Origin of the sequence: Actibacterium sp. MT2.3-13A, from assembly GCF_018139985.1 — a bacterium.
Lineage (GTDB): Bacteria > Pseudomonadota > Alphaproteobacteria > Rhodobacterales > Rhodobacteraceae > JAGSOU01.
The window spans coordinates 1-25,169 of sequence record NZ_JAGSOU010000027.1; the positions used below are offsets into that span (position 1 = coordinate 1).

Genomic DNA, 25,169 nt, shown 5'->3' on the forward strand with positions numbered 1-25,169 from the left:
GGATCGTAAGCCATTGATATATAATGGGCAGAATGTGCCCAGCACTTCGCCTAAGCTATTGCTTTTAAACGATTGCGGCAGGCCTGCCGGGCCTACCACTTTCCCTTGGCCGCGATGCGCGCCGCGCGCGGCGGAATCGGCCGAAACCCGCACAGAAACGCCGCCGGTGCGGCCTGTCGGTTGACGGGCGCGCCCGCAGCCGCGATTCACCCCTTACGGACAGGCAGGACAGCACGCAGATGAGCAGGACCACCCGCAACACATCGAGGCCGGCGATCATGGCATCCTTGCTGGCGGCGGCCCTGACCGCCGGCTGCGTCGCGGTGGTGCCGCTGCCGGTGAACCAGCGCGCGAGCGCGGTCGTGCTGCCCGGCCCCGCGCCGGCCAGCGCGAAGTGCCCGCTGCCCGCGGACGCCGGGGCGCGCCGGGCCGAGCTGCTGTCGGCGGTCAACCGCTTCCGCCGCGGCCACGGCCTGCCCGCGGTGCGAACGGAGCACCGGATGACGCGCGCCGCCCAGGCCCATGCCTGCGACAACGCCGCGCGCGGCGGCTACGCGCATGTCGGATCGGACGGGGCCGACCTGCACGCGCGGTTGCTGCGCGAGGGCTTCCGCCCACGCATCGCGGTCGAGAATACCGGGCTCGGCTTCGGCCAGGACAGCGCGCGGCTAATGGCGTATTGGGAAAACTCGCCCAAGCACCGCGCCAACCTGCTGAATCCGAAGGTGAAATACATCGGTCTGGGCGTGGCGCGGCCGGCGGGCGCGCGCACCTCCTGGGTGCTGAACATGGGCACCCCGCTGTGAGCCGCTAACGCGCCAGCACCAACTCCGCGCGCAACCCGCCCAGTGCCGCGCTCTTGCCCAGGCGCAACAGCCCGCCGTGGCTGCGCGCGATGTCGGAGGCGATGGCCAGCCCCAGGCCGACGCCCGTGCCGCGGTTCTGGTTGCGCGCGGCGTCGAGCCGCTGGAACGGTTTCATCGCCTCCTCGCGCCGCTCGCGCGGGATGCCGGGGCCGTCGTCCTCGACGGTGAAGCGCACCACCTTGTCGGTGATGTCGAGGTCCACCCGCGCGCGACTGCCATAGCGCAGGGCGTTGTCCAGCAGGTTCTGCAGCGCGCGCTCCACCGCCAGCGGGCGCAGCATGGCGCGCACCCCCTCAGGCAACTCGCCGGTCTCCACCGCGCCGCCGCCGGCGCGGGCCTTCTCCACGACATGTTCGAGAATCGCCGCCGGATCGCAGGGCTCGGGATCGTCCAGCGCATCGGAGCGGGCGAAATCGAGAAACGCGTCGAGCATCCGCTCCATGTCGCCGAGATCGCGCTGCATGGCGCGGGTCTCGTCGCTTTCCTCAATCATCGACAGGCTCAGCTTGAGCCGGGTCAGCGGCGTGCGCAGGTCGTGGCTGACCCCCGACAGCATCAGGGTGCGCTGCTCGATCTGGCGCTCGATCCGGTTGCGCATGTCGAGAAAGGCGTTCCCGGCCGAGCGCACCTCGGTGGCCCCCGAGGGCTTGTAGCGCACCACCCGGCCCTTGCCGAAGGCCTCCGCCGCGCGCGCCAGCCGGGTGATCGGCCTGAGCTGGTTGCGCAGGAACAGAAAGGCGATCAGCGTCATCAGAAGGCCGGTGACGATCATCAGCACCAGCAGCTGATGCGGGTTCGAAGCCGAAACCGCACGCCGGTCGAGAACCACCTGCATCGGCCCCCGCGCGGTGTCGATCAGCAGCCGCAGCTGGCGCGTGTCGGCGGCCAGATCCACCGCCCGCATCCCCGGCAGCGCATCGTGCAGCAACGCCGTCACCGTGCGCCCCGACAGGTCGTAGAACCGCCGGTCGTCGCGCAGCCCGCTGGGCGCGGGCAGCGTCACCTCCATGACCAGCGCGCGCGCCAGCCCCTCGACCTGGGCGCGCGCGGCGGCGGCATCGGGCGCGGCCTCGACCTGCTGCACCAGATAGCTCAGTTCGCGCACCACGTTGCGGGTCATCTGGCGGGTGACGCCCTCGAAATGGCGCTGGATGAACACGACCGAGACCACCAACTGCAACGTCAGCACCGGCAACAGCAGAATCAGCGCCGCCCGTCCATACAGGCCGCGCGGAAGCGTGCGTTTGATCCATCCCTGACTCATGGGATAAGACCCTAGGCGCAGCCAGGCCGAAGAGGAAGCACAAGATGGATCACGCGGCATTCAATCCGCCCCCGGGCGAGGCGCAGGAACTGGAGCCGGGCATCCGCCGCATCCTCGCCCCCAACCCCTCGCCGATGACCTTCCGCGGCACCAACACCTATCTGCTGGGCAGGCGGCGGGTCGCGGTGATCGACCCCGGCCCCGACGACCCCGCGCATCTGGCGGCGATTCTGGGCGCGCTCGGCCCCGGGGAAACGGTCAGCCACATCCTGCTCACCCATTCCCATGTCGATCATTCCGCCCTCGTGCCGGCGTTGGCGCGGGCGACCGGCGCCCCGGTTCTGGCCTATGGCGACAGCGCCGCGGGCCGCGACCCGCAGATCGCCGCGATCGCAGGCTTGGGCGGCGGCGAGGGAATCGACGCGGGCTTCGCCCCCGACCATTGCCTCGCCGATGGCGACACCGTTGAGGGCGACGGCTGGTCGCTGAAGGCGATCTGGACCCCCGGCCACATGGGCAACCACATGTGTTTCGCGGCCGCGGACGCGGTTTTCACCGGCGATCACGTCATGGGCTGGGCCACCTCAATGGTATCGCCGCCCGATGGCGACCTGACCGCCTTCATGGCCTCGCTGGAGAAGCTGCAGGGCCGGCACGACCGGGTGTTCTACCCCGCCCACGGCGCCCCGGTGACCGATCCCGAGGCCCGGCTGGCCGAGCTGATCGCGCACCGCCGCGGCCGCGAGGCGCAGATCCTCGCGGCGCTCGACAGCGGCCCCGCCACCGTCGCCGCCCTGACCGCCCGGATCTACACCGACGTCGCCCCGTCGCTGCTCAAGGCGGCGGGGCGCAACGTGCTGGCGCATCTGATCGACCTGACCCGCCGGGGCCTGGCCGCCCCGCAGGGCGAACTCCGCGCGGAGGCGGTTTTCACCCGGATCTGAGGGCCTGTCGAAGGTGCGGGATTTTTCTTCGAAAACCCTCTGGACGCCCCCGGAAGCTGTTGCTATATGACGCCCCACGTTCCGGCGTAGCTCAGCGGTAGAGCAGTTGACTGTTAATCAATTGGTCGTAGGTTCGATCCCTACCGCCGGAGCCAAGATAAGCCCTCTAGGTCAATGACTTAGAGGGCTTTTCTTTTCCCGGATTTTCTCGCGTAAGGCTGAAAAGTAAGGCTCGCGTAAGGCTTGGCATGGTTTCAAAGGCAACCTCGCTCTGATCAGGTCGCTGCGATAGAATGCGCATAGAGTTACTGATTTCATTCGATTCTAGGGGGCTGTCATGCGCGTGACCCTCGACAACGGGACGGTCTGGGAGCTTTCCGAGGAAAGCGCCGTAGAGGTCGTGAACTATCCCGACCGGGAAACACCAAAGGAAGGATGGCGCCGAGTGCGCGAGTATCCTCCACTGTTCATCCGAACGACGAATTTTCCAGCCAGAATCCTCAGCAAGGGAATGCGTGTCATCGGAGACGGTGGAGGCGTCGTGAAAGTCGAGAGCATTGACGACGATTAGACAGAGCGTGGTCGGAGCATTTCAAGCGGCTCGCCAACAAGCAGCCAGTGAAGCCACATCCCGGTTGGAGCGGGCAGCTCACGAGGGGGTCCAACGCGACACGTATGCGAGAGAGGACCGCCTGAGAACCATCGAAACAGCTTTGGACGGAGTTTCTGAAGATCGCTGGAACCGTCTCGCAGACTGGCTCGCTCGAAATGCAATCGGCAGCGAAGAATTGCCTATCCACGCGAGGCAGCGTGACCGGCGGGGAAGCTGGATCGGCGCTGAGGGAGCCGCATCGGCATTTGCGAAGCGCGAAACCGAGAAGGCACTACAGGCCCTAGAATCCTGTTTGGGTCCTAGGGGGCTGGACGCTGAGAGGTGGGATCACGATAGCCCTCGCCCCAAAATAGACCTCCCGGCACGAATGGGGGTGAACTACTTCGACGCCGTTGCCGCCTTGCAGCTTGCCGCAGAGAAGATTCGAGAGGCGGCCACGGCATTGTCCGTTCCTGATCTTGCCGTCGAGCATATCCCAGAAGCGGAGGCAGACGCTTGGCTTCCATATGCTGAGCTCGCACCGGGCAACGGGCGACGCCCTGCGCAGCGCGCGTTCCCTGAGCTTTCCCGCTTTTGGGCGGAAGATGCAGGTCAGGACCCCGACGACAAGAATGCGTTTCTACTGTTCGGGCGCGCCGCACTGAGCTTCGCTGCAAGTGCGGCTGGCGAGCCCAGCCCGGCTGAATGGATCGCCGGGCTGGATGAAGCGTTCAAGAAGCGCCGAAATAGCTGACGGCCCTGTCGAACGTCTTGGGACCATTCATCGCAGCAATGCCCAATAGAACGGGAAGGGCCGGGCTCGGGTCGCGGGCCACCTCCATGATTTCTTCGATCCGGTCGAAACACCGCTGCTGAGCCGCATTCTTCGGCTTGGGAAATTGGAGCTGCACCCCGCCTTCGCTGCCAAACTTCATCTTTATCATGATCTACTCCTGAGTTTCGGGCACCACCATCGGAGCCACGGGATCAGCTTGGCGAAGTCCACCGCGACATGCATTGCGGGTTCGGAGCGGCCTAGCCGCAGGCCCGAAGACAAATCCGCCCGGAAACGCCGGTCAAAAGGTGCGGTAGTAAGTGTTCCCTTGCAGCCACTGGTCATCATCGACCCCGCAAGGAAAGGACACAAACATGCCCAACGAATACTATCTCGAAACCGACTTCCCCGGGCTGGTGGACGCGCTGCGTTTCGCATCTGCCGAGATTCAGGGGGCCGACTGCTACGGCAACATCGACGCTGACATTCCGGCAATGGTGCTGACCGACCTCGCCGCTCTGACCATCGAGCAGTGGGATGGCGACGTGCCAGCTATGAATCGCTCCGACCTGCTGGCGACGATCTGCGGCGCTCTGGGCTACATGCTGGACTATTTCACCAGCGATGCCGACGAGGACGAGCTTGCGCGCATCTGTGCAGCAACCAAGGCTCTGGACGCCCTCACCCGTGAGGAGTTGCGCCCGCGCTTCGGCAAAATCCCGGAGGGCGTTCATAATGTCTGAGGTAGATTTCCCCGGCATCGCCGCGCGCCTTGAAGCACTGATCGCTGCCGCTCGCATAGGCGAGCTTGACGAGGTTTGGCCCAACGAGGACTGCGAAACGGTGATGGCAATCGCTGCACCCGCCCTTGCAGTAGTCGCCCGGGCAATCGACGGCCCGAAGACAAACCTTTCGCCCATAATCGACTTCTTCGCGGCGACCGGCGCAGCACTAGCCGACTTTGTGGCCGAGATGGCACCAGAGGGGGAGTTTGAACGCCTTGACGAATTGCGTCAGGCTGGCCTCCTCATTGCCTCTTTGGGCGAAGTCGAGATCACCGTGAACTAAGTACAACGCGGGCCGCGAGAAGCGGCCCGCGCCGTCAATGGATGGTCGCCCGGTCACTCTCGAACACCGCCCAACTTGCCCGGAAGAAGCCGTAGGCCACCAAGGCGTCGTGCGAGAAGGTCGCCACACCGATCCGTGCCCCCACCTCTGGCGCGCGGGCCATGTCCGCCCAGACGATGCGCCGCCCGACGCGGCGCGAGAGCAACCCGAACATGCCGCCCAGCCGCGCGGCGGGGATGCCATAGAAGCGAGCGAAGCGCACCACGTCAGCGGGGATCGGCCAGCCGTCCCCCTCCGGGTCATAGGCGGCCCATTCGAGCAGCGCCTGATGGGCGAGCCGCGTGGGTTCATCGAAAACTATGCCGTAGCCGTCCACGATCCGCCGGTCACTGGCGCAATCCTCGCGGGGTGTCATGCGCCGCGCCCCGGGCCAGAGTAGGCAGCGCCCAGCACGTCGCCCTGGATCAGGGCCGGGGCGAAGCCGCCCGCCGCCGTGGCCGCGACCTGCGTGGTGTCGAAGCCGTCGAAGGGCGCGTTCAGGTGGGACGCGAGGGCATTGGCGGCGGCAATGGCCGCCAGGCCGTCCGCCGCATCCACGATGGCGGCGTGCAGGCCGGAGGCGTTGCGTAGGTGTTCAGCGCCCTTGGGGCGGGTCACGAGAAAGAGGGCCATTGAATCACTCCTTGTTGCTGTTCAGGGCGCGCTTCACCCGGTCGAGCGGGCGGACCTTCCCGGCCTCCCACTCGCGGTTGCGGTTGATGGCGCGCTGCGCCGCGAGCTTCACGGCGGTGAAGGCGTCCTGCACCTTCCGCGTCTCCTCGCCCACCAGCTTGTCCGCGAGGTCCTGCGCGCTGAACGGGCGGGACCGGGCGGGCAGCGCCGTAACCCATACGATCTATGGGCGGGTCCCCGCGCAGACGACCCCGACCGCGGCCACCTACACGGACACGATCGGGGTGACCGTGAGTTTCTGAACGCAGGAGAATCCGATGAAGCGCCTGCTGATGCTATCGCTGTTCGTGATTGCCCTTTCAGCAGCCACAGCCGTTGGTTCCCGCGCAGAGGGGCTGCATGTCTCGCCGGTCACCCTGGAGGTGCCCGCGCCCGGCGCAACCGCGGTCGTGACCCTGAAGAACACGGGCGAAACGACGATCACCGTGCAGGCGCGGGTGTTCGAGTGGTCGCAGGACAATGGCACCGAACGCCATGAGCCGACGCGAAAGGTCGTGCCCAGCCCGCCGATGACTCAGCTCGCCCCCGGCGCGACCCAGACCGTCCGCATCGTGCGCACGACCAAGAACCGCGTCGTCGGGGAAGAGGCCTATCGGGTGTTCATCAACGAGATCCCCAACCTCTCCGAAAACCGCGCCGGCACGGTGTCTTTCGTGACCCGGCTGCGGCTGCCGCTGTTCTTCGTGGCGCCGGGCTCGAGCGTGGCGGATGTTAAATGGTCGGTCGTGCGGCGGCAGGGCGCAACCTACCTGATCGGCCAGAATGCCGGAGCGGGGCACCTGCGCGTCGCCGATTTGCGCCTGACCCGCGACGGCCAGACCGTCTTTTCGCGCGCCGGTCTGGCCGGCTATGTGTTGGGCCGATCGACCATGCAGTGGCGGATCCCGACGCGGGCCTATGGCGCGCTGAGCCTCGGCGCGACAACCAATCTCGGACAGTATCATGCGCCGGTCGCGGCGCGCTGACCCGCCGCGGCCCGCCGCCACGGCCGCGCGCCTTCTGTTGCTGCTGCTGCTGATCGCGCCGGGCATCGGCGCGAGCGCCAGGGTCGTCGGCGAAGTGCGGACGCTCTACCTCGAGGTGTTCGTCAACGGCCGCGAATCCGGGTTCATCGCCCGCTTCGTCGAGACGGAGGACGGCGATTACCTTGCCGACGCCGCCGAGCTGCGAAACGTCGGCGTGCAACCGGGGACCGGGCGGTCGGGGGATCTGCGTCTGAGCACGATCACAGGGGCTTCGTTTCGCATCGAGGAAGCGACTCAGCGCATCTTCTTCACCCTCGACGCGGCGGCGCGCGCGCCCCGCGTCATCGACGCCTCCGGCCACGCCCCGGACGAGGCGCGCAGCGAGATCGACAGCGGCTTCGGGCTGGTGCTTAATTACGGGCTGGACTTCGAACATGTGCCGGCCGGCGGCACGGTCGCGGCCGGCGTCTTCGACAGCCGGCTTTTCATGCCTATGGGGTCGCTGAACCACGGCTTCACCCTGTCCGAGAGCGGCCAGGGCGCGACCTACCAGCGGCTGGACAGCTATTGGCAGACGCCGGACGCGAAGCACGCGCTCCAGTTCCAGCTGGGCGACATGGTCACGCATGGCCCCGAATGGGCGCATCCCCTGCGCCTCGGCGGGGTCCAGATCAAACGCAACTTCGCGCTCAGGCCCGATCTGGTCACCATGCCCCTGCCCGGCCTTCGCGGCAGCGCGGCGGTGCCGACGACGGTCGAGGTCTACACGGAATCGCTGCGCCGCTACGCGACCGACGTGCCCGAGGGGCCGTTCGAACTGCTGGACCTGCCCCTGACGATCGGCGTCAACGAGGCCATGGTCGTCCTGACCGACGCCACCGGGCGCCAGGTGCAGCAGACCCTGCCCTTTCTGGTGACGCCCGAGTTGCTGCGGCACGGGCTGGCCGATTACTCGCTGTCCTACGGCTACCCGAGGCGCGGCTTCGGCACCGAGACGGACGAATACGGCGACACGCCCTATGGCGTGGCCTCTCTGCGCTATGGGCTCAGCGACCGCGTCACCCTGTCGGCCCATGCCGAGAGCGGCGGCGGGCTGCGGATGGCCGGGCTTGGCGGCACCTTTCGGCTGGGCAACCTCGGCACGGCCAGCACGACCGCGGCCTTCAGCGATTTCAACGGGCAGGAGGGGGCGCTCGTCGATGTGTCGAGCGACCTGCGCGTCGGAGGGCTGCGCCTGTTCGGGCGGGTCATGCACAGCGACGCCAGCTTCATGGACGTGGCGCGGGTGACGACGCTCGCCAGCCCGTCCAGCGACGCCTTCGTGCCCCTCAGGGACCTCAGACAACTCGCCCTGTCGGTGCCGGTCGGCGGCGACTGGCACGCGCTCGGCCTAAAATACGCGGATGCCGAGCGCCTTGACGGCCAGCGCGAGCACAGCCTCGGCCTCACCACCTCCAGGTCGTTCGGCGGGCGGTCCTCGCTCTATCTGTCGGCGCTGGCCGTGGAGACCGAGGTCGATGACGACATCCGCCTGAGCGCCGGCTTCCACATGCCACTCGGAGGGCGGGTGCAGGGCAGCGCCGGGGTTTCCCTCTACGACCGCAGGTCGGTTCAGACCGTGGGCGCCTCGCGCAGCGCCAAGCCGGGCGAATGGAACTGGCAGATCCGGGCCGTGCGCGACAGCGCCTCGCGCCTGTCGGCCGCCGCCGGGCGCGATTTCGAGGCCGGGCGCGTCGATCTCGCCGCCCGCGTCGACGCCTCGGGCGTGAGCACCGGCCTGCGTCTGGACGGCGCCCTGACCGCCGCCGGCGGCGGCCTGTTCCTGTCCGAGCGCATCGACGATGCCTTCGCCGTCATCGACGCCGGCGCGCCGGGGGTGAATGTCGCGTTCGAGAACCGCCCGGCGGGCACCACCGGCCGCTCCGGCAAGATACTCGTGCCCGGCCTGCGCTCCTACCAGAAGAATGCGCTCTCCATCGACCCGACCGGCCTGCCGGTCGAGGCCGCCATCGGCACCACGCACGAGGTCGTCATGCCTGCCCATCACAGCGGCGTCGTCCTCGATTTCGGGGTCGATACCGCGCCGTCGGCGGCCAGCGTCTATCTCGTCGACGCCTCCGGCCAGCCGGTGCGGGTCGGCCTGACGGCGACGCTGGAGGGCGGCGGGGAAAGCCGGCTCGTCGGCTATGACGGTATGGTGTTCCTCACCGGGCTACGCGCGCGGAACCGCCTGACCGTCGCCCGCCCCGACGGCGAGCGCTGCGCGGCAGAGTTCGCCTACCGGCCCGAGCCCGGCACGATCCCCGAGATTCGCGGCATCCCCTGCCGATGACGCGCCGGCTCCTCCATATCCTGCTGGCCGGCGCGCTGAACCTGATCGCCGCCCTCGGCGCGGCGCAGGCGCAGGACTGCGCCTTCTCCGCGACGGGGCTCGATTTCGGCGCGGTCGATACGCTGTCGAGCGGCAATGTCGACACCTTCGGGACGATCACGATCTCCTGCCCGGCGCTGCTGAGTTCCGCCTCCGGCACCATCAGCATCGGCGACGGCAGCGGCGGCGCCACCGCCTCGGCGCGCCAGATGACCAGCGGCGGCACCGCGACCGCGCTCGACTATCAGCTCTACACCGACGCCGCCCGGACCATCGTGGCGGGAACCGCCCCGGCGAACCGCCTGTCCTTCGACAGCGGCCTGATCAACATCCTCGGATCGTCGGCGGCGCTCGACCTTTACGGCCGGGTGTTCGGCGGCCAGTCGGATGTCGCGCCGGGCAGCTACCTGTCGCAATTCGGGGCGGCCGATGTCGTCATCGACTACACCACCTGCACGCTCCTGCTCGTCTGCACCAATCGCGCCGCGACGCTCTCCTTCGATGTAACCGCCGGGATCGCCGCCAATTGCGCGGTGTCCGCCACGGACCTGGATTTCGGGCCAAATGGGGTCCTGTCGGGGAGCGTCGACGGCACCTCCACCGTCAGCGTCCTGTGCACGCCGCAGACCGCCTTTCAGATCGGGCTGGACAACGGTCTGACCGGCAGCGCCCCGGCCAGCCGGCTGATGACCAACCCGAACGGGCACAGCGTCTCCTACGGGCTATACCGCGATGCGTCCCGCAACCTGTCCTGGGGCAGCACCCTGAATGTCGATACCGGCAGCGGCACGGGCGACGGCACCAGCACGGATTTCACCGTCTATGGCTGGGTGCCGGCGCAGGCCACGCCCCCGGCGGGCGTCTATTCGGACACCGTTGTCGTCACGGTGACCTACTGAGGCGGCGCGACCGTCCCGCCGCGCCCGCGTCAGGCCTCCAGCACCAGCCGCCCGCGCCCGCGCGAGCAGCAGCTGATGATGCGGTCGCCCGCCGCGCGCTCGGCCGCGGTCAGCACCCGGTCGCGATGCGAGACCTCGCCCGAGGCCACGCGCATCTCGCAGCTGCCGCAGAGCCCCTCCTCGCAGTCGCTGGCCACGTCGATGCCGGCGGCGCGCACCACCTGCAGCAGCGTCTTGTCGGCCGGCACGGTCAGGGTCAGGCCGCTGTCGCGCAGTTCGACCTCGAAGGGCTCCTCGCGCGCGGGGTCGAACAGCGCGGGGGCCGTGCCGAAGTGCTCGACCGTCAGGGTGACGTCCGGGCGCGCGGCGGTCTCGGCCTCCAGCGCCTCCAGCAGGCGCTCGGGGCCGCAGGCGACGATCTGGGTGCCGGGTGCCGCGCCCGCGACCAGCGCGGCGATATCGGCGCGCGCGCCCTCGTCGCCCACATGCAGCGACAGCGCCGCGCCGTGGTCGCGCGCGATGCGGTCGAGAAAGGCCATGCGCCCCCGCGACCGGCCCGCGTAATGCAGCGCGTAATCCTTGCCCCGCGCCTTCAGCCGGTCGGCCATGGCCAGGATCGGCGTGATCCCGATGCCGCCCGCGATCAGCAGATGCGCCGGCGCGGCCTCGTCAAGGCGGAAGTGGTTCTTCGGCCCGCGCACCCGCAGCTCGCCGCCCGCGCGGATCGTGTCGTGGATCCAGCGCGAGCCGCCGCGCCCTGCCTCCTCGCGCAGCACGGCCAACTGCCACTGCCCCGAGCCCGCCGGGCCGCAGAGCGAATATTTGCGCGACTCGCCATCGGGCAGCACCACGTCCAGATGCGCCCCCGCCGACCAGTCGGGCAGCGGCGCGCCGGTCGGGTCGGCCAGCGTCAGGCCGAGGATGCCCTCGGCCTCCTCCCGCGCGGCGGTGACGGTGACGCGGCGCTGGATGGCGCGGGTCTCGGGCGCGCCCACGGGGAAATCGCGCCGCGCCAGCCGCAGGGCGGGGTCGCGGCGTTCGGGGTTCAGCGCCGGATCCCAGCGCACCCACAGCGCCTCGGGCCCGCGCAGGGCGACATTGGGCTGATAGGCGAAATCCTGCGCCTCCAGTTCCAGCTGCGGCAGGCGGCGGGTGAATTCCTCGAGGAATATCCGCATCTCCATCCGGGCCAGGTTCTTGCCCATGCATTGGTGGCTGCCATAGCCGAAGGTCAGATGCTCGGCCGCGTTGTCGCGGTAGATGTCCAGCTCGTCGGGGTTCTCGAAATGGCGCGGGTCGTGGTTGCCCGAGGCCAGCACCATCAGGATGCGCCCTCCCTCGGGAATGGTGACGCCGCCGACCTGCGTCTCGCGGGTGGCGATCCGCCGCCACGACACCATCGAGCCGGAATGGCGCAGGCATTCCTCGGCGGCCGAGGGGATCAGCGCGGGGTTGGCGCAAAGCTCGGCCCAGGCGGCGGGCCGCGACAGCAGCTCGCGGAAGGCATTGGCGGTGGCCAGCGCCGTGGTCTCGTGCGCGGCCACAATGATCGCCATCAGCATCGAATGCAGATAGTTGTCGGTCACCACCTCCGGCATCTGCCGGTTCTTTTCGATCATGTCGTGCATCCAGCCCGCGCCGCGCGGCTGGGCCTGCATCTTGGCCAGCACCTGGCCGGAATACTGCCAGAACTGGCCCACGGCCTCGGCCACCGCGACCTGCTGGTCCGGCGAGGGGCGGCCCCAGGTGTTCACCGTATGCGCGACCGAGAAGCGGCGCAGCTGTTCCATGTCCTCTTCGGGGATGCCGAGGAAATGCAGGGCGACGGTCAGCGGGATTTCCCAGAACATCTCCGCCACCAGGTCGGCGCGGCCGCGGTCGATGATCGCGTCCAGTTTTTCGCGCACCAGCCGGCGCACCATCGGGGCGTGCGCCTCCAGCGCCTCCGGCGTGAAGGCGTCGAGCAGCGCGCGGCGGCGCTCCATATGCACCGGTTCATCCTCGTTCACCAGCGTCCGGTTCATGCCGAAATCGTAGCGTTTCAGAACCTCCAGCGCCTCGGGGGTGGGCGGCGTGATCTTTTCCAGCGCGACCGAGGGCGAGAAGGTGATGTTGTCGCGGAAGATCGCCTTGATGTCGGCGTAGCGGGTGACGACCCAGTAGCCCAGCGCCTCGCTGTAGAACACGGGCTCCTCCTCCCGCGCCCAGCGCAGCGCCCCGGCCGGGTCGGCCTGGTAGGGCGCGTCGAAGGCGTCGAAATTACGCGCTTTCGCCGAGAACGGGCAGCCGCCCGCGGCAGAAGTCACCGGCTTGTTCATGTTCACCCCTCTACTTGTCCCTGTCGGTCGTGCGACCTGCAGTTTCGCCATCAGTTACTTTTATCGCACCACCTGTTGCGTTTATAGCTTCTCGCGTTAGGATGGGCCTGTCAAACACAATTCCGACGAGGCCCGACATGGCGACATTGCAGACACTGGACCGCGGCCTGCGCGCGCTCGAACTGGTGGCGGATGCGCCGCATGGGCTGGGCGCGGCCGAGATCGCCGCGGCGCTTGGGGTCCACAAGGCGATCGCCTACCGGCTGATCGCGACGCTGGAGGCGCATGGCATGGTGGCGCGCACGCAGTCGGGCCGGATCATCCTCGGCACCGCGCCGCTGCATCTGGGCGCCAATGTGCAGTCGCAATTCCTGAATGCCGCCCTGCCCCATCTCGACGCGGTGGCGCGGCAGACCGGCGCGGCCGCCTGCATCGTGCTGGCCCAGGGTGAGGAGGCGGTGGTGGCGCTGGTGCGCGAGGCGCCGGGCGACGACATCATGCGGCTGACCTACCGGCTGGGCGTCCGCCACCCGCTGACCCGCGGGGCGACGGGGATCGCCATCCTGGCCGGGCGCCCGCCCGCCCCGGACGAGCCGGCGGCGGTGGCCGAGGCCCGCGCGGCCGACTACGCCCTGACCCGCGGCGAATTGCAGAGCGGCGCGGTGGGCGTCGCGGCGCCCGTGCTGAGGCCCGACATGCCGCGCATGGGGCTGGAGCCGGCGGTGGGGCTGGCCAAGCTGCACGACCTGGACATCGAGCGGGCGTCGCGGGCGGTGATGGACTGCGCCGAGACGCTGCGCGGGCTGATGCGGCAGGCCGATCCGGCGGCGGCGGGCGTGCCGGGGTGAGACCGCCCTGCGCCCCGAGGGCCTGCGCCTACTGGCGCGTGCCGCCGAAGAACCGCCCGTCGAAGGGCAGCCAGACCGCGCCCTCCCCGTCGCCTTCGAGGCGAAGCGTGTTCTGGTCGATGGAGACCGCGGTGACATGACTCCAGCCCTTCGGGCGGGGGACCACACCGATGGCGTGGCGCAGCCGGTGCACCCGCCGCGGCGCCAGCGCCAGCGGGCAGCGCCCATCGGCGCAATCGCCGCCCGGCGCGGCGCAGCCGGTGCCGGTGCCGTCGCCTGAGGCGCAGCCATCGCCGATGCCCAGAACGCGCCCGCGCTCAGCGGTCCACAGCGTCGTCACCGGCAGCATCTCGGGATCGCGCAGCACGAAGACGATGTCCTCTTCGGCGTGGCGCAGAACGGCGGTCCAGCCCAGCGGGTTGCCCGCGGCCTCGACCAGGGTGAGCGGCCGCCGCAGACCCGGCCCGTCGGGCAGGTCCACCGGCCCGGCAAAGCCCGCGTCCGGCGCGGCATCGCCGCCCGGCGCGCGGCGCTTGGGCGAATAGCTCAGCCGCCCGCCGGCCGCCATGTGCACCACCGGGTGATGCGCCAGCGACAGCGTGCCCCGCCCGCCCGACAGCAGATGCGACTGGTAAAGGATCGGCTCGCCCCGGCGCAGGCTGATCTCCTTTTCCACCGAGGCGCCCTGCATGGTCCCGCCGAGGCTGAGCCGCGCCAGCGCCGCCCGGCCCGACTGGACCACCTCGCGGACCTCCCAGGGGCTGTCGTCCTGCCAGAGAGCCGCGGACGCGCGCGCCGCCGATGCCGGCCGGCCGGGCCGGATCGCGGCCTCGCACCGCCCCTCGCGGCCGGCGCAATGCAGCGGATCGAGCCATTTGCGCCCGTCCCAGAACCTCAGTCCCCTAAGATGTCCGAGATGCGGATCAATGGTGACGGCACCATCCGGCACGGCCAGTGTCATGAAACGATCCATCGAGGCCCCCCAGCCCGTGCGTTTCCGTAAGGTTAACGCACACGGAAGGCCCGACAAAGAGCGACTGCGGAAACTAACTGTTGCTGGAAGATTCGCCGCGGTAGCCGGTGGCGATCACGAATTTCTCGGAACTGTCCGAGCGGCTCGCCGGGGGCTTGACGTTGGCGACCTTGGTGAAGCGCTGCTTGAGCAGCTTCTGCAGCTCGCCTTCGGCGCCGCCGGCCAGGACCTTGGCGACGAAGGTGCCGCCCTCCTCCAGCACGTCGAAGGCGAAATAGGCCGCCGCCTCGCACAGCGCGATGATCCGCAGATGGTCGGTCTGCTTGTGGCCCGAACTGGCCGCGGCCATGTCGCTCATCACCACGTCGGCCTTGCCGCCGAGCCATTCCTTGACCTTCTCGTCGGCGCCGTCGGAGAGGAAGTCGAGTTGGTGGATCTCGGCCCCGGCGATCGGTTCGACCTCCTGCAGGTCAACGCCGAGGACCTTGCCCACCGCCTTGCCCTTCTTCTCGCCCAGCGCGTTGACGCGCTGGACCGCCACCTGGGACCAGCCGCCGGGCGCGCAGCCGAGATCGACCACCCGCGCGCCGGGCACGAGGAAGCGGAACTTGTCGTCCAGCTCCAGGATCTTGAAGGCGGCCCGGCCGCGATACCCCTCGGCCTGGGCGCGTTTCACATAGGGGTCGTTGAGCTGGCGCTCGAGCCAGAGCGTCGAGCTGAGCTTGCGCCCGCGCGCCGATTTCACCCGCACCCTCAGATCGCGCTGCCCGCGCCCGCTGCTTTTCTTGCCAGTCATCGCCATATTCTCATGTCTTTTCCGGGCCCGTCCTATCAGACCGGCCCATCCTCCAACACCCCATCCGCGCTCATCTGCGCGTAAAGCAGCCCCTCGCGCAGTCCGCGGTCGGCCACCGACAGCCGGTCGGTCGGCCAAACCCGCATCAGCGCCTGCAGGATCGCCGCCCCCGACATGATCAGCGCATGCCGGTCGCGCCCGATCCGCGGGTCCACGCGCCGCCCCTCGGGGCCGAGATCGAGGTAATCGCGGATCACCCGGTCGATCTGGTCCGAGGTCATGCGCAGCCCGTCCACCTTGTTGCGATCATAGCGTTTCAGCCCGAGATGGCTGGCCGCCACCGTCGTCACCGTCCCGGAGGTGCCGATGATCTGGAACCCCTCGCGGGTCTGCTCATGCGCGTAGGGCGAGAAATCGGAGAGGTTCTCCTCGAAGAACCAGCTCATCAGCGCGAAGCGCGCGGCGTCGTCCTCGACGTCGTCGAATTTCTCCTTCAGCGTGGCCACGCCCAGCGGCACGCTGATCCAGTCCACCACCTTGGCGGTCGGAAACGGGCTGTCGGGGGCGTGGAATCCCGCGTGCAGCCGCATGATGGCGCGGGGGCGTTCGTGCCGCGGCACCGCGCTGAGGTCGATCCACACCAGCTCGGTCGAGCCGCCGCCGATATCCACGACCAGCAGTTGCTCGGTCCGGGTCGAGACCAGCGGCGCGCAGGAGACCACGGCCAGGCGCGCCTCCTCCTCGGGCTGGATGATCTCCAGCCGCAGCCCGGTCTCGCGCCGCACCCGATTCAGGAAATCGCGCGCGTTGCCGGCGCGGCGGCAGGCCTCGGTCGCCACCAGCCGCATCCGGGTGACATTGTGCTTCTCCAGCTTGGAGCGGCAGATCCGCAGCGCCTGCACCGTGCGCCCAATCGAGGCGCGCGACAGCCGGCCGGACGCCTCCAGCCCGGTGCCGAGCTGCACCGATTTCGAGAAACTGTCGACCACATGAAACTGGTTGCCCTGGGGTTGGGCAATCAGCATGCGGCAGCTGTTCGTGCCGAGGTCCAGCGCAGCATAGAGCTCTGCCGGGTCGGGCTGTTTCGGCGCGGGGGTTGCAACCGGTTTCGGGAACGCGCCCGCACCATTCGGACGCCTGGGCGCCATTCTCACGCCCTCCATTTCGAGTTGCCCTCAAGGTAGTCACAGACGCGGTGCTGCGCAAGGTGCCGCCGGCGCATGGGACGGCTCATAATCTTGTTGAAGATTATTCCGATGCTGCCCTCTTGGCCGCCACGGCCCTGCTGGCATAGACCCTAGGTCGCGGACCGTGCCCGTCATGTCGAAATCCGGCGCCGGCCGCCCGCATCCGCGGCGTAGAAGCGAAGCAGAAGCAAGAGGGAATCAGCGATGCCCGAGGTCACGATCGTTTACTGGCGCGACATCCCGGCCCAGGTCATCGTCGGCAAGGGCCGGCGCGGGTCCAAGCGCGTGCTGGCCGAACGGTTCGAACAGGCCATCGACCGCTGCGCGATGCGCGTCGGCGCGCGCGACACCGATGCCTATCTCGCGGAATGGCGCAAGGCCGCGCCCTATTCCGTGGACGGCGCGCCGGACGAGATCGCCGAGGCCGAGGCCGCGCGGCTGGAGGCTGAGTTCGACGACGAACGGCTCAAGGCGCTGATCCTGAATGACGGATGGACATGACCCTGCGACAGCTTTGGGAGGCCGCAATGGCACTGCTGAACTTCCGACGGCGCGAAAGCGCCCCGCCCCCGGCGAACCGGCAGATCGAGGCCCTGCTTGAGGGCTATTCGATCGAGGTGATGCCGCGCACCGCCGCCAGCATCGCGGATTTCCGCGACCTGCTGCCCGCCGGCACCCGCGTCTACATCGCCCATATCGAGGGAACGCCGATCGGGGACATGGTGGCCACCGCGCGCCGCCTGACCGATGAGGGCTACGCCCCGATGCCGCATTTCCCGGCGCGCATCATACGGGACCGGGTAATGCTGTCCGACTGGATCGCGCGCTACCAGGGCGAGGCGGGCGTCGAACAGGCGCTGCTGCTGGCCGGCGGCCTTTCCCAGCCGCAGGGCGCGTTCCACTCCTCCATGCAGATGCTGGAGACGGGGCTCTTCGACAAGGCGGGCTTCACCCGCCTGCACGTCGCCGGCCACCCCGAGGGCAACCGCGACATCGACCCGGACGGCTCGGACCGCAACGTGATGGAGGCGCTGCGCTGGAAGCAGCGGTTCTCCGAAACCACGGACGCCGAGATGGCGCTGGCCACCCAGTTCTGCTTCGAGGCGGGGCCGGTGATCGCCTGGGCCGACCGCCTGAAGGCCGAGGGCATCGATCTGCCCATCCATATCGGCGTGGCGGGCCCGGCCAAGCTGCAGACCCTGGTGAAATTCGCCGTCACCTGCGGCGTCGGCCCCTCGATCCGGGTGCTGCAAAAACGCGCCCGGGATGTTACCAAGCTGGTGCTGCCCTTCGAGCCCACCGAATTCCTGGCCGAGCTGGCCGCGCACAAGGCCGCCAACCCCGGCTGCACCATCGCGCGGGTGCATTTCTTCCCGCTCGGCGGGATCAAGACCAACGCCCAATGGGCGATCGACAATGGCGGCCGCTCGGCCGTCCCCGCCAACCAGAGATAAGGAACACCCATGACCCGCACCGTCATCGAGTCCAGGACCAAGACCGTCACCATCGGCTTCGACGAGCCGTTCTGCGTGATCGGCGAACGCATCAACCCCACCGGCCGCAAGAAGCTGGCCGCCGAACTGGAGGCCGGCGATTTCTCCACCGTCGAAAGGGACGCGCTGGAGCAGGTCGCCTGCGGGGCGATGGTGCTCGATGTGAACGCGGGGGTGGTCTACAACTCCAACCCCAACCCCAACGAGACCGAGCCGCCGCTCATGCGCAAGATGATCGAGCTGGTGCAGGGGCTGGTGGACGTGCCGCTCTGCATCGACAGCTCGGTGCCCGGCGCGCTGGAGGCGGGGCTGGAGGCGGCCGAGGGGCGGCCGCTGCTGAACTCGGTCACCGGCGAGGAGGAGCGCATGGAGCTCGTGCTGCCGCTGGTCAAGAAATACAACGTGCCGGTGGTGGCGATTTCCAACGACGACACCGGCATCTCCGAGGATCCCGACGTGCGCTTCGCCGTCGCCAAGAAGATCGTCGAGCGCGCCGCCGATTACGGCATCCCCGCGCATGACATCGTGGTCGACCCGCTGGTCATGCCGGTGGGCGCGATGGCGACCGCCGGCCAGCAGGTCTTCGCCCTTGTGCGCCGGCTGCGCGACGAGCTGGGCGTCAACACCACCTGCGGCGCCTCGAACATCTCCTTCGGGCTGCCCAACCGGCACGGCGTCAACGCCGCCTTCCTGCCCATGGCGATCGGCGCGGGCATGACCTCGGCCATCATGAACCCGGTCCGGCCGGTGGAGATGGAGGCCGTGCGCGCCGCCAACCTGCTGATGAACCACGACCCGAACGGGGCCGAATGGATCCGGTTCGCGCGCGTGCTGGACGCGGTGAAGGAGGGCACGCCCTTTCCCGAGGCGTCGCAGGCCGCCGCCGCGGGCGGCGGGCGCGGCGGACGGCGCCGGCGCCGCGCGTAACGCCGTGTTAACCGCCCCCGTGACAGGGTGCGGGGCATGCAGAATGCCCCGCACCGCAACAACGCCGATTTCTGGATCGCGACCGTCTTCAGCGCCAAGGCCGTGGCCCGGGGCGCGGTGGTGCGCCGCTCGGTCCACTGGGTGGCGCGCGAAATCGGCGTCGAACGTTTCGTGGACGAGGTGCGCGGGCGCGGCTATCACATGGTCGAAACCGGCGGCCAGTTCATCGTCATCTGCAACAGGAACCCTGTGCGCATCATCTGCTGATCAATTTTTCTGCGAAAAATTGCCTCGATTTTTCGCGGAAAAATCGTATCTCGCACTGTGGCCCGAGGGTCCCGCATTGCCGGCAGGCGCCGGCTGAGGCACGCATCCATGTCCGACTCCGATCCGCTCGTCATCTTCACGCCCTCGGGCAAGCGCGGCCGCTTTCCCGTGGGCACCCCCGTCCTGACCGCCGCCCGGCAGCTGGGCGTCGACCTCGATTCGGTCTGCGGCGGGCGCGGGATCTGCTCGAAATGCCAGGTCAGCCCCTCCTTCGGGGAGTTTCCCAAGCACGGCGTCACCGTGACCGGGGACTCGCTGAGCCCGTTCAACGCGGTCGAGAAGCGCTATGACGAAAAGCGCGGGCTGAAGCCCGGCCGCCGCCTCGGTTGCCAGGCCCAGATCATGGGCGACGTGGTGATCGACGTGCCGCCCGAAAGCCAGGTGCACAAGCAGGTGGTGCGCAAGGCCGCCACCGCGCGCGCCATCACCCTGGACCCGGCCACGCATCTCTACCTCGTCGAGGTGGAGGAGCCCGACATGCACGAACCCTCGGGCGATTTCGAGCGTCTGTCCGCCGCACTCGAGGCGCAATGGGGCATCGCGGGGCTGACCGCCCCCCTTCCCCTGCTCGCCCGCCTGCAACCCGCGCTGCGCAAGGGCGACTGGCGGGTAACGCTGGCGGTGCACACCCCCCGCGCCGGCGCGGCGCCGGAACTGCTGGAGATCTGGCCCGGCTTCTACGAGGGCGGGATCTATGGCCTCGCCATCGACCTCGGCTCCACCACCATCGCCGCGCATCTGTGCAACCTCGCCACCGGAGAGGTGCTGGCCTCCTCGGGGATCATGAACCCGCAGATCCGCTTCGGCGAGGATCTGATGAGCCGCGTCTCCTACGCCATGATGAACCCGGGCGGCGCGGCCGAGATGACCGCCGCCGTGCGCGCCGCGCTGAACGACCTGGCCCAGGGCATCGCCGAGGAGGCCGGCGTCGCCCCCGACGCGATCGTCGAGACCACCTTCGTCTGCAACCCGGTGATGCACCACCTGCTGCTGGGCATCGATCCGGTGGAACTGGGCCAGGCGCCCTTCGCGCTGGCCACCTCGGGGGCGCTGAACCTGCCGGCGGCCGCCCTGGGGCTCAGCGCGATCAACCCCGCCGCGCATGCCTATATCCTGCCCTGCATCGCGGGCCATGTGGGCGCCGACGCCGCCGCCGTCGCGCTGTCCGAAGAGCCGCACAAATCCGACGACCTGGTGCTGATCGTGGACGTGGGCACCAACGCCGAGCTGCTGCTGGGCAACCGTGCCCGGGTGCTGGCCTGCTCGTCTCCCACCGGCCCGGCCTTCGAGGGCGCGCAGATCAGCGCGGGCCAGCGCGCCGCGCCCGGCGCGATCGAGCGGGTGGAGATCGACCCCGCCACCAAGGCGCCGCGCTTCCGCGTGATCGGCTGCGAGCTGTGGTCGGACGAGGACGGCTTCGACGCGGCCACCGCGGCGACGGGCATCACCGGAATCTGCGGCTCCGGCATCATCGAGGCGGTGGCCGAGATGCGCATGGCGGGTCTCCTGGACGCCTCGGGCCTGATCGGCTCGGCCGAGCAGACGGGCAGCGCGCGGTGTTTCCCCGAGGGGCGGACGCATTCCTACCTGCTGCATGACGCCAGCGCCGAGGGCGGGCCGCGCATCGCGGTCACGCAGGGCGATATCCGGGCCATCCAGCTGGCCAAATCGGCGCTTTATGCCGGCGCGCGGCTCTTGATGGACGAGATGGGCGTGGACACGGTCGACCGGGTGGTGCTGGCCGGCGCCTTCGGCGCGCATATCAGCCCGAAACACGCCATGGTGCTGGGGATGATTCCCGACGCGCCGCTGGACAAGGTGACAAGCGCCGGCAACGCCGCCGGAACGGGCGCGCGCATCGCGCTGTGCAACCGCGCCGCGCGCGCCGAGATCGAGCAGGTGGTGCGCCGGATCACCAAGGTCGAGACCGCCGTCGAGCCGCGTTTCCAGGAGCATTTCGTGGCCGCCAATGCCATCCCGCACGCCACCGCGCCCTTCCCGGAACTGGCCAAGACCACGCCCCTGCCGCAGGTCAATTTCAACACCGGAGGTGGTGGTGAGGGCGGCCGGCGCAGACGCCGCCGCGGATAGTCGGCTTTCGCTTGACCGGGGCCGCGGCTTTGACTATCTCAAGGCTCCGGGCGGGTGTAGCTCAATGGTAGAGCAGGAGCTTCCCAAGCTTAAGACGAGGGTTCGATTCCCTTCACCCGCTCCAGATTTCCCGGTAAGCAGAGTCCGACCGATCCGCATCCGCCGCCATGCGCGCGCGCGGCATTTCGAGCAAGGGGACGACCGGCCATGAAGCCCGGCAGGGACATCGACGAGATCTGCTACCCGTTCATCTGCGAGACCTCGGCGCTGTGCGATTTCGAGGTGGTGACGGACGAGCTGTGCGGCCATATCGGCGCCGCGCTGTCGCTGCTGCCCGACGACATGCCCGACCTCGCCGCCGACCTCGACCGGCTGCAGCCGCTGGCCTTCCACGTCAACGGCTCGATCCGCGGGCGGCTGGCGATCGCGGAGACCGACATCGTCTGGCTGAAATCGCGGCTCGCGCATTACCGCGCCGAAGTGGCCGACGGCGTGGACGGCTTCGTCCTGCCGCGCGGCGACATGCCCGTGCCCTTCCTCAACCTCGCCCGTTCCGCCGCGAAAAAGGCGATCCGCCTGATGGTGCGGATCGAGGAGGAGGGCCGCGCGGTGCCCGCCGAACTGCCGCGCATCTGCAACGTGATGTGCAACTTCCTGTTCACCGTGATCCTGGTGATCAACAGGCGCCGCGGGTTCGATGAAACCCCCTTCGTCAGCAAGAGCTACGGCCGCGCCTCCCCTTCCACCTGATACCGAAACGCCGATGACCCTGCCCTATCTCACGCCCCTCGACGCCGACACCCAGCGCGCCCACGGCATCGCCGCGCCCTGGCCGCTGGCCATCGCCGACCGCGTGCGGTTCTCCGAGCTTGACCCGCTGAACCACGTCAACAACGCCGCCTACCTGAGCTGGTTCGAGGGGATACGGATCCACTATTTCCGGGACTGGGACATCTCGCATTACCGCCCCGGCGATCCGCGGCTGGTGATCCGCCGCGCCGAGGTCGATTACCTGCGCGAGATGCGGCTGGACGAGGATTACATCCTGACCGCGCGCACCGTCAGCTTCCGCACCACCAGCTTCACCATGGAATACGCGCTCTGGGCGGGAGATCTGCGCGCCACCGGCGCGGCGGTGGTGGTGATGCTCGCCCCCGACGGGTCGGGCAAGATGCCCCTGCCCGACGCGCTGCGCCAGCGCTTCGAGCAGGTCGACGGCGCGCGCGCCGCCTGAGCGGGCATTGCCCCGCCCGCCCGCCGGTGCGATAACGCGCGCCAAGCCCCGCGCCGGAGACCCCGCATGGAAAAACGCGTCTACCTGAACACGCCCGAACGGGCCACGCCGCTGACCCGGGCGCTGGCGCTGGTCTTTCCGCGCTACCGCGCGCATCTGGCGATCGCGCGCTACCCCGAGGCGCTGCACGGGCCGCTGCGCAACATGATCCTGACCACGGACAAGAAATTCCTGTTCGTGCGCAACCTGAAATGCGCCTGCACCTCGGTCGCGCAGGTGATGTATTACTACGGCGAGGGGCGGTTCTACCCGCGCTCGATCCACCGCGCGCAGAAGGGCATCCTGGCCGCACGCTACCACTGGCACGAGGTGGAGCCGGTGTGGAAGGCGGGCACGGCCTTCACCTTCACCTTCACCCGCCACCCGGAAAACCGCGCCTATTCGGCCTTCACCAATTTCTTCGTCGACAAGAGCAACATCGCCACGCACAACCACTGGGCCCCGATGAAGGACCACGGCTATGACGAGGCCAGGGATGTCTCCTACAATTTCGATGTCTTCCTCGACTACGTCGCCCACACGATGGAGATCAGCCCGCTCAGGACCTCGGCGCATTGGCGGCCGCAGGTCCTGAACATCGGCTACGGCCAGATCGACTATGACTTCATCGGCAAGGTGGAGAACCTGAACGCCGACATCCAGACCGTATTCGAAATGGGGGGCGCGGCCGGCTTTCCGCCCCGCGAGGTGCTGGAGGCGCGGTTCAACCGCTCGGCGGCGAAGAAACCGCCGCTAACCGAGGCACAGCGCGCCCGCATCCGCACGCTTTTCGCCGCCGATTTCGAGGCCTTCGGCTACTGATCCTTCTGATCGTCCTGGTCGTCCCAGCTGCCCACATGGGCGCGGACGAAATCGACCAGAAGCGCCGTGGAGCTGTCGGCGATGCCGTTCGCCTCGCCGCGCAGCAGCGGTTCGAGCGAGCGGGCCAGTTCCTTGCCCAGTTCCACCCCCCACTGGTCGAAGCTGTTGACGCCGAGGATCACCCCCTCGACGAACACCCGGTGCTCGTAAAGCGCCACGATCCGGCCCAGCATCTCGGGCGTCAGCCGCGGATAGATCAGCGTCGTCGAGGGCCGGTCGCCGGGAAAGACGCGGTGCCGCGCCTGACGCTCCAGCTCGTCGCCCACCAGCCCCTGCGCGCGCAGCATGGCGCGCGCCTCCTCCAGGGTCCGGCCGCGCATCAGCGCCTTGGACTGGGCCAGGCAATTGGCCACCAGCAGCCGGTGGTGGCGCGAGCGGCCCATCTCGTTGCCCTCGGCGGCTACCAGGAATTCGCAGGGCACGACCTCGGTGCCCTGGTGCAGAAGCTGGAAGAAGGCGTGCTGGCCGTTGGTGCCCGGCTCGCCCCAGACCACCGGCCCCGAGGGGCGCGCCAGGTCCGAACCGTCCATCGCCACGCGCTTGCCGTTGCTTTCCATCTCGAGCTGCTGGAGATAGGCCGGCAGCCGCGCGAGCTGCTGGTCGTAGGGCAGCACCGCGCGGGTCGGGTAGCCGCAGCACTGGTGATGCCAGATGCCGACCAGCGCCAGCAGAACCGGCAGGTTCCGGCCGAGGGGCGCGGTGCGGAAATGCCCGTCCATCTCCTCGGCGCCGCGCAGGAAGGCGCGGAAATTCTCCGGCCCCACGGCCAGCATCACGCTCAGCCCGATCGGCCCCCAGACCGAATAGCGCCCGCCGACCCAATCCTCGAAGCCGAAGACCTGCGATTGCGGGATGCCAAAGGCGTCTGTCTTGTCCAGCGCGGTCGAAAGCGCCACGAACTGCGCCGCCGGGTCCGCCACCCGCGCCGCCATCATCCGGCGCGCGGTGCCGGCGTTGGTCATGGTCTCGATCGTGGTGAAGGTCTTGGAGGCCACGATAACCAGCGTCCGGCTCAGGTCGAGCCCGCCCATCACCTGCGCGACATGCGCGCCATCGACGTTGGAAACGAAATGCACCCGCGGCCCGTCGGCATAGGAGGCCAGCGCCTGGCAGGCCATCACCGGGCCGAGGTCCGAGCCGCCGATGCCGATATTCACCACGTCGGTGATCCGGCCGCCCTGCCCGCGGAATGCGCCGCTGCGCACGGCGCGGGCGAAGCTTTCCATCCGGTCGAGCGTCGCATGCACGCCGGGCATCACGTCCGCGCCATCGACCCGCACCGGCCCGGCGCCGGGGCTGCGGCGCAGCGCGGTGTGCAGCGCCGCGCGGTGCTCGGTCTCGTTGATCTTCTCGCCGGCGAACATGGCGTCGCGGCGGGCGGCGACGCCGGCCTCCTCGGCCAGGGCGATCAGAAGGGCGCGGGTCGGATCGTCGATATTGGTCTTTGAATAGTCGAGCACCATCCCGGAAAACTCGGCCGAAAACGCCTCGGCCCGCCGGGGATCATCGAACAAGTCCTTGATGTGCCGCTCTTTCGCCGCCTCTGCCTGCAAACGAAGACCCGCCCAGAAAGTCATC

28 protein-coding genes and 2 tRNA genes are annotated in these 25,169 nt (G+C 68.9%); 20 read left to right on the forward strand and 10 right to left on the reverse strand.

The window, feature by feature from the left end:
• The first annotated feature begins 239 nt into the window (after positions 1 to 239).
• The gene (locus tag KCI33_RS16640; protein WP_212525936.1) at positions 240 to 806 is read left to right on the forward strand and encodes a CAP domain-containing protein; all 567 of its coding nucleotides are present in this window, start codon (positions 240 to 242) and stop codon (positions 804 to 806) included.
• Positions 807 to 810: 4 nt separating this feature from the next.
• On the opposite strand, the gene KCI33_RS16645 is transcribed toward KCI33_RS16640, so the two are convergent.
• Positions 811 to 2,130: an ATP-binding protein gene (locus KCI33_RS16645; protein WP_212525937.1), complete on the reverse strand. Its 1,320-nt coding sequence runs from the start codon at positions 2,128 to 2,130 to the stop codon at positions 811 to 813.
• Positions 2,131 to 2,174: 44 nt separating this feature from the next.
• Here KCI33_RS16645 and KCI33_RS16650 point away from each other — a divergent pair, with 44 nt between their 5' ends.
• The 4 genes from KCI33_RS16650 to KCI33_RS16665 all read left to right on the forward strand — a co-directional run bounded on the left by KCI33_RS16650 (position 2,175) and on the right by KCI33_RS16665 (position 4,420).
• Positions 2,175 to 3,074, forward strand: coding sequence for an MBL fold metallo-hydrolase (locus tag KCI33_RS16650; RefSeq protein WP_212525938.1), 900 nt, complete (start codon positions 2,175 to 2,177; stop codon positions 3,072 to 3,074).
• A gap of 80 nt (positions 3,075 to 3,154) precedes the next feature.
• Positions 3,155 to 3,229, forward strand: a tRNA-Asn gene (locus KCI33_RS16655).
• 182 nt (positions 3,230 to 3,411) lie between these two features.
• Entirely contained in the window at positions 3,412 to 3,645 is a 234-nt protein-coding gene (locus KCI33_RS16660) for a hypothetical protein (protein WP_212525939.1), read from the forward strand.
• A 415-nt stretch (positions 3,646 to 4,060) separates the two neighbouring features.
• Positions 4,061 to 4,420, forward strand: coding sequence for a hypothetical protein (locus KCI33_RS16665; RefSeq protein WP_212525940.1), 360 nt, complete (start codon positions 4,061 to 4,063; stop codon positions 4,418 to 4,420).
• On the opposite strand, the gene KCI33_RS16670 is transcribed toward KCI33_RS16665, so the two are convergent.
• Entirely contained in the window at positions 4,398 to 4,610 is a 213-nt protein-coding gene (locus KCI33_RS16670) for a hypothetical protein (protein ID WP_212525941.1), read from the reverse strand. The genes KCI33_RS16665 and KCI33_RS16670 overlap by 23 nt on opposite strands.
• Before the next feature lie 205 nt (positions 4,611 to 4,815).
• Between KCI33_RS16670 and KCI33_RS16675 the strand changes: the two genes are divergently transcribed.
• Together KCI33_RS16675 and KCI33_RS16680 are read left to right on the forward strand one after the other, a co-directional pair.
• Positions 4,816 to 5,184, forward strand: a complete 369-nt coding sequence (locus tag KCI33_RS16675; protein ID WP_212525942.1) for a hypothetical protein — start codon at positions 4,816 to 4,818, stop codon at positions 5,182 to 5,184.
• Entirely contained in the window at positions 5,177 to 5,509 is a 333-nt protein-coding gene (locus KCI33_RS16680) for a hypothetical protein (protein WP_212525943.1), read from the forward strand. Before KCI33_RS16675 ends, KCI33_RS16680 begins: the two co-directional genes overlap by 8 nt.
• 34 nt (positions 5,510 to 5,543) lie before the next feature.
• Here the strand turns inward: KCI33_RS16680 and KCI33_RS16685 are convergent, their stop codons facing one another.
• The 3 genes from KCI33_RS16685 to KCI33_RS16695 are packed head-to-tail and all read right to left on the reverse strand — an operon-like array spanning position 5,544 to position 6,335.
• Entirely contained in the window at positions 5,544 to 5,924 is a 381-nt protein-coding gene (locus KCI33_RS16685; protein ID WP_212525944.1) for a hypothetical protein, read from the reverse strand.
• A complete protein-coding gene (locus KCI33_RS16690; protein ID WP_212525945.1) occupies positions 5,921 to 6,181 on the reverse strand; it encodes a hypothetical protein in 261 nt (86 codons plus the stop codon). The genes KCI33_RS16685 and KCI33_RS16690 overlap by 4 nt, the downstream gene beginning before the upstream one ends.
• Before the next feature lie 4 nt (positions 6,182 to 6,185).
• Positions 6,186 to 6,335, reverse strand: coding sequence for a hypothetical protein (locus KCI33_RS16695; protein ID WP_212525946.1), 150 nt, complete (start codon positions 6,333 to 6,335; stop codon positions 6,186 to 6,188).
• Positions 6,336 to 6,498: 163 nt separating this feature from the next.
• On the opposite strand from KCI33_RS16695, the gene KCI33_RS16705 reads away from it, so the two are divergent.
• From KCI33_RS16705 to KCI33_RS16715, 3 genes are read left to right on the forward strand one after another with little or no spacing between them, the layout of a single operon-like run.
• Positions 6,499 to 7,206, forward strand: coding sequence for a molecular chaperone (locus KCI33_RS16705; protein ID WP_212525948.1), 708 nt, complete (start codon positions 6,499 to 6,501; stop codon positions 7,204 to 7,206).
• On the forward strand, positions 7,184 to 9,538 hold the full coding sequence (locus tag KCI33_RS16710) for a fimbria/pilus outer membrane usher protein (RefSeq protein ID WP_212525949.1): 2,355 nt from the start codon (positions 7,184 to 7,186) through the stop codon (positions 9,536 to 9,538). The genes KCI33_RS16705 and KCI33_RS16710 overlap by 23 nt, the downstream gene beginning before the upstream one ends.
• Positions 9,535 to 10,476 (forward strand): spore coat U domain-containing protein, encoded by a 942-nt coding sequence (locus tag KCI33_RS16715; protein ID WP_212525950.1) that lies wholly within the window; start codon positions 9,535 to 9,537, stop codon positions 10,474 to 10,476. Before KCI33_RS16710 ends, KCI33_RS16715 begins: the two co-directional genes overlap by 4 nt.
• 29 nt (positions 10,477 to 10,505) lie before the next feature.
• Here the strand turns inward: KCI33_RS16715 and KCI33_RS16720 are convergent, their stop codons facing one another.
• Positions 10,506 to 12,794 (reverse strand): cytochrome P450/oxidoreductase, encoded by a 2,289-nt coding sequence (locus KCI33_RS16720; protein ID WP_212525951.1) that lies wholly within the window; start codon positions 12,792 to 12,794, stop codon positions 10,506 to 10,508.
• A 137-nt stretch (positions 12,795 to 12,931) separates the two neighbouring features.
• Here KCI33_RS16720 and KCI33_RS16725 point away from each other — a divergent pair, with 137 nt between their 5' ends.
• Positions 12,932 to 13,642 (forward strand): helix-turn-helix domain-containing protein, encoded by a 711-nt coding sequence (locus tag KCI33_RS16725; protein ID WP_212525952.1) that lies wholly within the window; start codon positions 12,932 to 12,934, stop codon positions 13,640 to 13,642.
• Between the two features lie 28 nt (positions 13,643 to 13,670).
• On the opposite strand, the gene KCI33_RS16730 is transcribed toward KCI33_RS16725, so the two are convergent.
• The 3 genes from KCI33_RS16730 to KCI33_RS16740 form a co-directional block, all read right to left on the reverse strand.
• Positions 13,671 to 14,615 carry a hypothetical protein gene (locus KCI33_RS16730; RefSeq protein WP_212525953.1) on the reverse strand — a complete coding sequence of 315 codons (945 nt, stop codon included), beginning with the start codon at positions 14,613 to 14,615 and terminating at the stop codon, positions 13,671 to 13,673.
• A 73-nt stretch (positions 14,616 to 14,688) separates the two neighbouring features.
• The gene (locus tag KCI33_RS16735; protein ID WP_212525954.1) at positions 14,689 to 15,417 is read right to left on the reverse strand and encodes an RlmE family RNA methyltransferase; all 729 of its coding nucleotides are present in this window, start codon (positions 15,415 to 15,417) and stop codon (positions 14,689 to 14,691) included.
• A gap of 29 nt (positions 15,418 to 15,446) precedes the next feature.
• Positions 15,447 to 16,559: a Ppx/GppA phosphatase family protein gene (locus KCI33_RS16740; protein WP_212525955.1), complete on the reverse strand. Its 1,113-nt coding sequence runs from the start codon at positions 16,557 to 16,559 to the stop codon at positions 15,447 to 15,449.
• 243 nt (positions 16,560 to 16,802) lie between these two features.
• Here KCI33_RS16740 and KCI33_RS16745 point away from each other — a divergent pair, with 243 nt between their 5' ends.
• From KCI33_RS16745 to KCI33_RS16785, 9 genes are all read left to right on the forward strand, one after another.
• Complete coding sequence (locus KCI33_RS16745) at positions 16,803 to 17,099, forward strand: virulence factor (RefSeq protein WP_212525956.1); 297 nt, start codon at positions 16,803 to 16,805, stop codon at positions 17,097 to 17,099.
• Positions 17,100 to 17,125: 26 nt separating this feature from the next.
• Positions 17,126 to 18,052, forward strand: a complete 927-nt coding sequence (locus KCI33_RS16750) for a methylenetetrahydrofolate reductase (protein WP_212525957.1) — start codon at positions 17,126 to 17,128, stop codon at positions 18,050 to 18,052.
• A gap of 9 nt (positions 18,053 to 18,061) precedes the next feature.
• On the forward strand, positions 18,062 to 19,018 hold the full coding sequence (locus tag KCI33_RS16755; protein WP_212525958.1) for a methyltetrahydrofolate cobalamin methyltransferase: 957 nt from the start codon (positions 18,062 to 18,064) through the stop codon (positions 19,016 to 19,018).
• 36 nt (positions 19,019 to 19,054) lie between these two features.
• Positions 19,055 to 19,285, forward strand: coding sequence for an N-(5'-phosphoribosyl)anthranilate isomerase (locus tag KCI33_RS16760; protein WP_212525959.1), 231 nt, complete (start codon positions 19,055 to 19,057; stop codon positions 19,283 to 19,285).
• Positions 19,286 to 19,393: 108 nt separating this feature from the next.
• The gene (locus KCI33_RS16765) at positions 19,394 to 21,436 is read left to right on the forward strand and encodes an ASKHA domain-containing protein (RefSeq protein WP_212525960.1); all 2,043 of its coding nucleotides are present in this window, start codon (positions 19,394 to 19,396) and stop codon (positions 21,434 to 21,436) included.
• Positions 21,437 to 21,486: 50 nt separating this feature from the next.
• Positions 21,487 to 21,560: transfer RNA gene (locus KCI33_RS16770), tRNA-Gly, on the forward strand.
• A gap of 83 nt (positions 21,561 to 21,643) precedes the next feature.
• Positions 21,644 to 22,186: a hypothetical protein gene (locus KCI33_RS16775; RefSeq protein ID WP_212525961.1), complete on the forward strand. Its 543-nt coding sequence runs from the start codon at positions 21,644 to 21,646 to the stop codon at positions 22,184 to 22,186.
• A gap of 13 nt (positions 22,187 to 22,199) precedes the next feature.
• Positions 22,200 to 22,670 carry a thioesterase family protein gene (locus tag KCI33_RS16780; RefSeq protein WP_212525962.1) on the forward strand — a complete coding sequence of 157 codons (471 nt, stop codon included), beginning with the start codon at positions 22,200 to 22,202 and terminating at the stop codon, positions 22,668 to 22,670.
• A 66-nt stretch (positions 22,671 to 22,736) separates the two neighbouring features.
• Positions 22,737 to 23,531, forward strand: coding sequence for a sulfotransferase family 2 domain-containing protein (locus KCI33_RS16785; protein WP_212525963.1), 795 nt, complete (start codon positions 22,737 to 22,739; stop codon positions 23,529 to 23,531).
• Here KCI33_RS16785 and pgi read toward each other — a convergent pair.
• Positions 23,525 to 25,168 carry a glucose-6-phosphate isomerase gene (gene pgi, locus KCI33_RS16790; RefSeq protein WP_212525964.1) on the reverse strand — a complete coding sequence of 548 codons (1,644 nt, stop codon included), beginning with the start codon at positions 25,166 to 25,168 and terminating at the stop codon, positions 23,525 to 23,527. The genes KCI33_RS16785 and pgi overlap by 7 nt on opposite strands.
• Position 25,169: the final 1 nt, after the last annotated feature.

Bases quoted from the DNA above. Each gene is read 5' to 3' on its own strand.
- KCI33_RS16720 (WP_212525951.1), bottom strand. From the start codon at position 12,794: ATGAACAAGCCGGTGACTTCTGCCGCGGGCGGCTGCCCGTTCTCGGCG.
- KCI33_RS16785 (WP_212525963.1), top strand. From the start codon at position 22,737: ATGGAAAAACGCGTCTACCTGAACACGCCCGAACGGGCCACGCCGCTG.
- KCI33_RS16775 (WP_212525961.1), top strand. From the start codon at position 21,644: ATGAAGCCCGGCAGGGACATCGACGAGATCTGCTACCCGTTCATCTGC.
- KCI33_RS16740 (WP_212525955.1), bottom strand. From the start codon at position 16,559: ATGGCGCCCAGGCGTCCGAATGGTGCGGGCGCGTTCCCGAAACCGGTT.
- KCI33_RS16685 (WP_212525944.1), bottom strand. From the start codon at position 5,924: ATGACACCCCGCGAGGATTGCGCCAGTGACCGGCGGATCGTGGACGGC.
- KCI33_RS16750 (WP_212525957.1), top strand. From the start codon at position 17,126: ATGGCACTGCTGAACTTCCGACGGCGCGAAAGCGCCCCGCCCCCGGCG.
- KCI33_RS16640 (WP_212525936.1), top strand. From the start codon at position 240: ATGAGCAGGACCACCCGCAACACATCGAGGCCGGCGATCATGGCATCC.
- KCI33_RS16765 (WP_212525960.1), top strand. From the start codon at position 19,394: ATGTCCGACTCCGATCCGCTCGTCATCTTCACGCCCTCGGGCAAGCGC.
- KCI33_RS16760 (WP_212525959.1), top strand. From the start codon at position 19,055: ATGCAGAATGCCCCGCACCGCAACAACGCCGATTTCTGGATCGCGACC.
- KCI33_RS16680 (WP_212525943.1), top strand. From the start codon at position 5,177: ATGTCTGAGGTAGATTTCCCCGGCATCGCCGCGCGCCTTGAAGCACTG.
- KCI33_RS16715 (WP_212525950.1), top strand. From the start codon at position 9,535: ATGACGCGCCGGCTCCTCCATATCCTGCTGGCCGGCGCGCTGAACCTG.
- KCI33_RS16660 (WP_212525939.1), top strand. From the start codon at position 3,412: ATGCGCGTGACCCTCGACAACGGGACGGTCTGGGAGCTTTCCGAGGAA.
- KCI33_RS16755 (WP_212525958.1), top strand. From the start codon at position 18,062: ATGACCCGCACCGTCATCGAGTCCAGGACCAAGACCGTCACCATCGGC.
- KCI33_RS16745 (WP_212525956.1), top strand. From the start codon at position 16,803: ATGCCCGAGGTCACGATCGTTTACTGGCGCGACATCCCGGCCCAGGTC.
- KCI33_RS16690 (WP_212525945.1), bottom strand. From the start codon at position 6,181: ATGGCCCTCTTTCTCGTGACCCGCCCCAAGGGCGCTGAACACCTACGC.
- KCI33_RS16650 (WP_212525938.1), top strand. From the start codon at position 2,175: ATGGATCACGCGGCATTCAATCCGCCCCCGGGCGAGGCGCAGGAACTG.
- KCI33_RS16735 (WP_212525954.1), bottom strand. From the start codon at position 15,417: ATGGCGATGACTGGCAAGAAAAGCAGCGGGCGCGGGCAGCGCGATCTG.
- KCI33_RS16670 (WP_212525941.1), bottom strand. From the start codon at position 4,610: ATGATAAAGATGAAGTTTGGCAGCGAAGGCGGGGTGCAGCTCCAATTT.
- KCI33_RS16710 (WP_212525949.1), top strand. From the start codon at position 7,184: ATGCGCCGGTCGCGGCGCGCTGACCCGCCGCGGCCCGCCGCCACGGCC.
- KCI33_RS16705 (WP_212525948.1), top strand. From the start codon at position 6,499: ATGAAGCGCCTGCTGATGCTATCGCTGTTCGTGATTGCCCTTTCAGCA.
- KCI33_RS16645 (WP_212525937.1), bottom strand. From the start codon at position 2,130: ATGAGTCAGGGATGGATCAAACGCACGCTTCCGCGCGGCCTGTATGGA.
- KCI33_RS16675 (WP_212525942.1), top strand. From the start codon at position 4,816: ATGCCCAACGAATACTATCTCGAAACCGACTTCCCCGGGCTGGTGGAC.
- KCI33_RS16725 (WP_212525952.1), top strand. From the start codon at position 12,932: ATGGCGACATTGCAGACACTGGACCGCGGCCTGCGCGCGCTCGAACTG.
- pgi (WP_212525964.1), bottom strand. From the start codon at position 25,168: ATGACTTTCTGGGCGGGTCTTCGTTTGCAGGCAGAGGCGGCGAAAGAG.
- KCI33_RS16780 (WP_212525962.1), top strand. From the start codon at position 22,200: ATGACCCTGCCCTATCTCACGCCCCTCGACGCCGACACCCAGCGCGCC.
- KCI33_RS16730 (WP_212525953.1), bottom strand. From the start codon at position 14,615: ATGGATCGTTTCATGACACTGGCCGTGCCGGATGGTGCCGTCACCATT.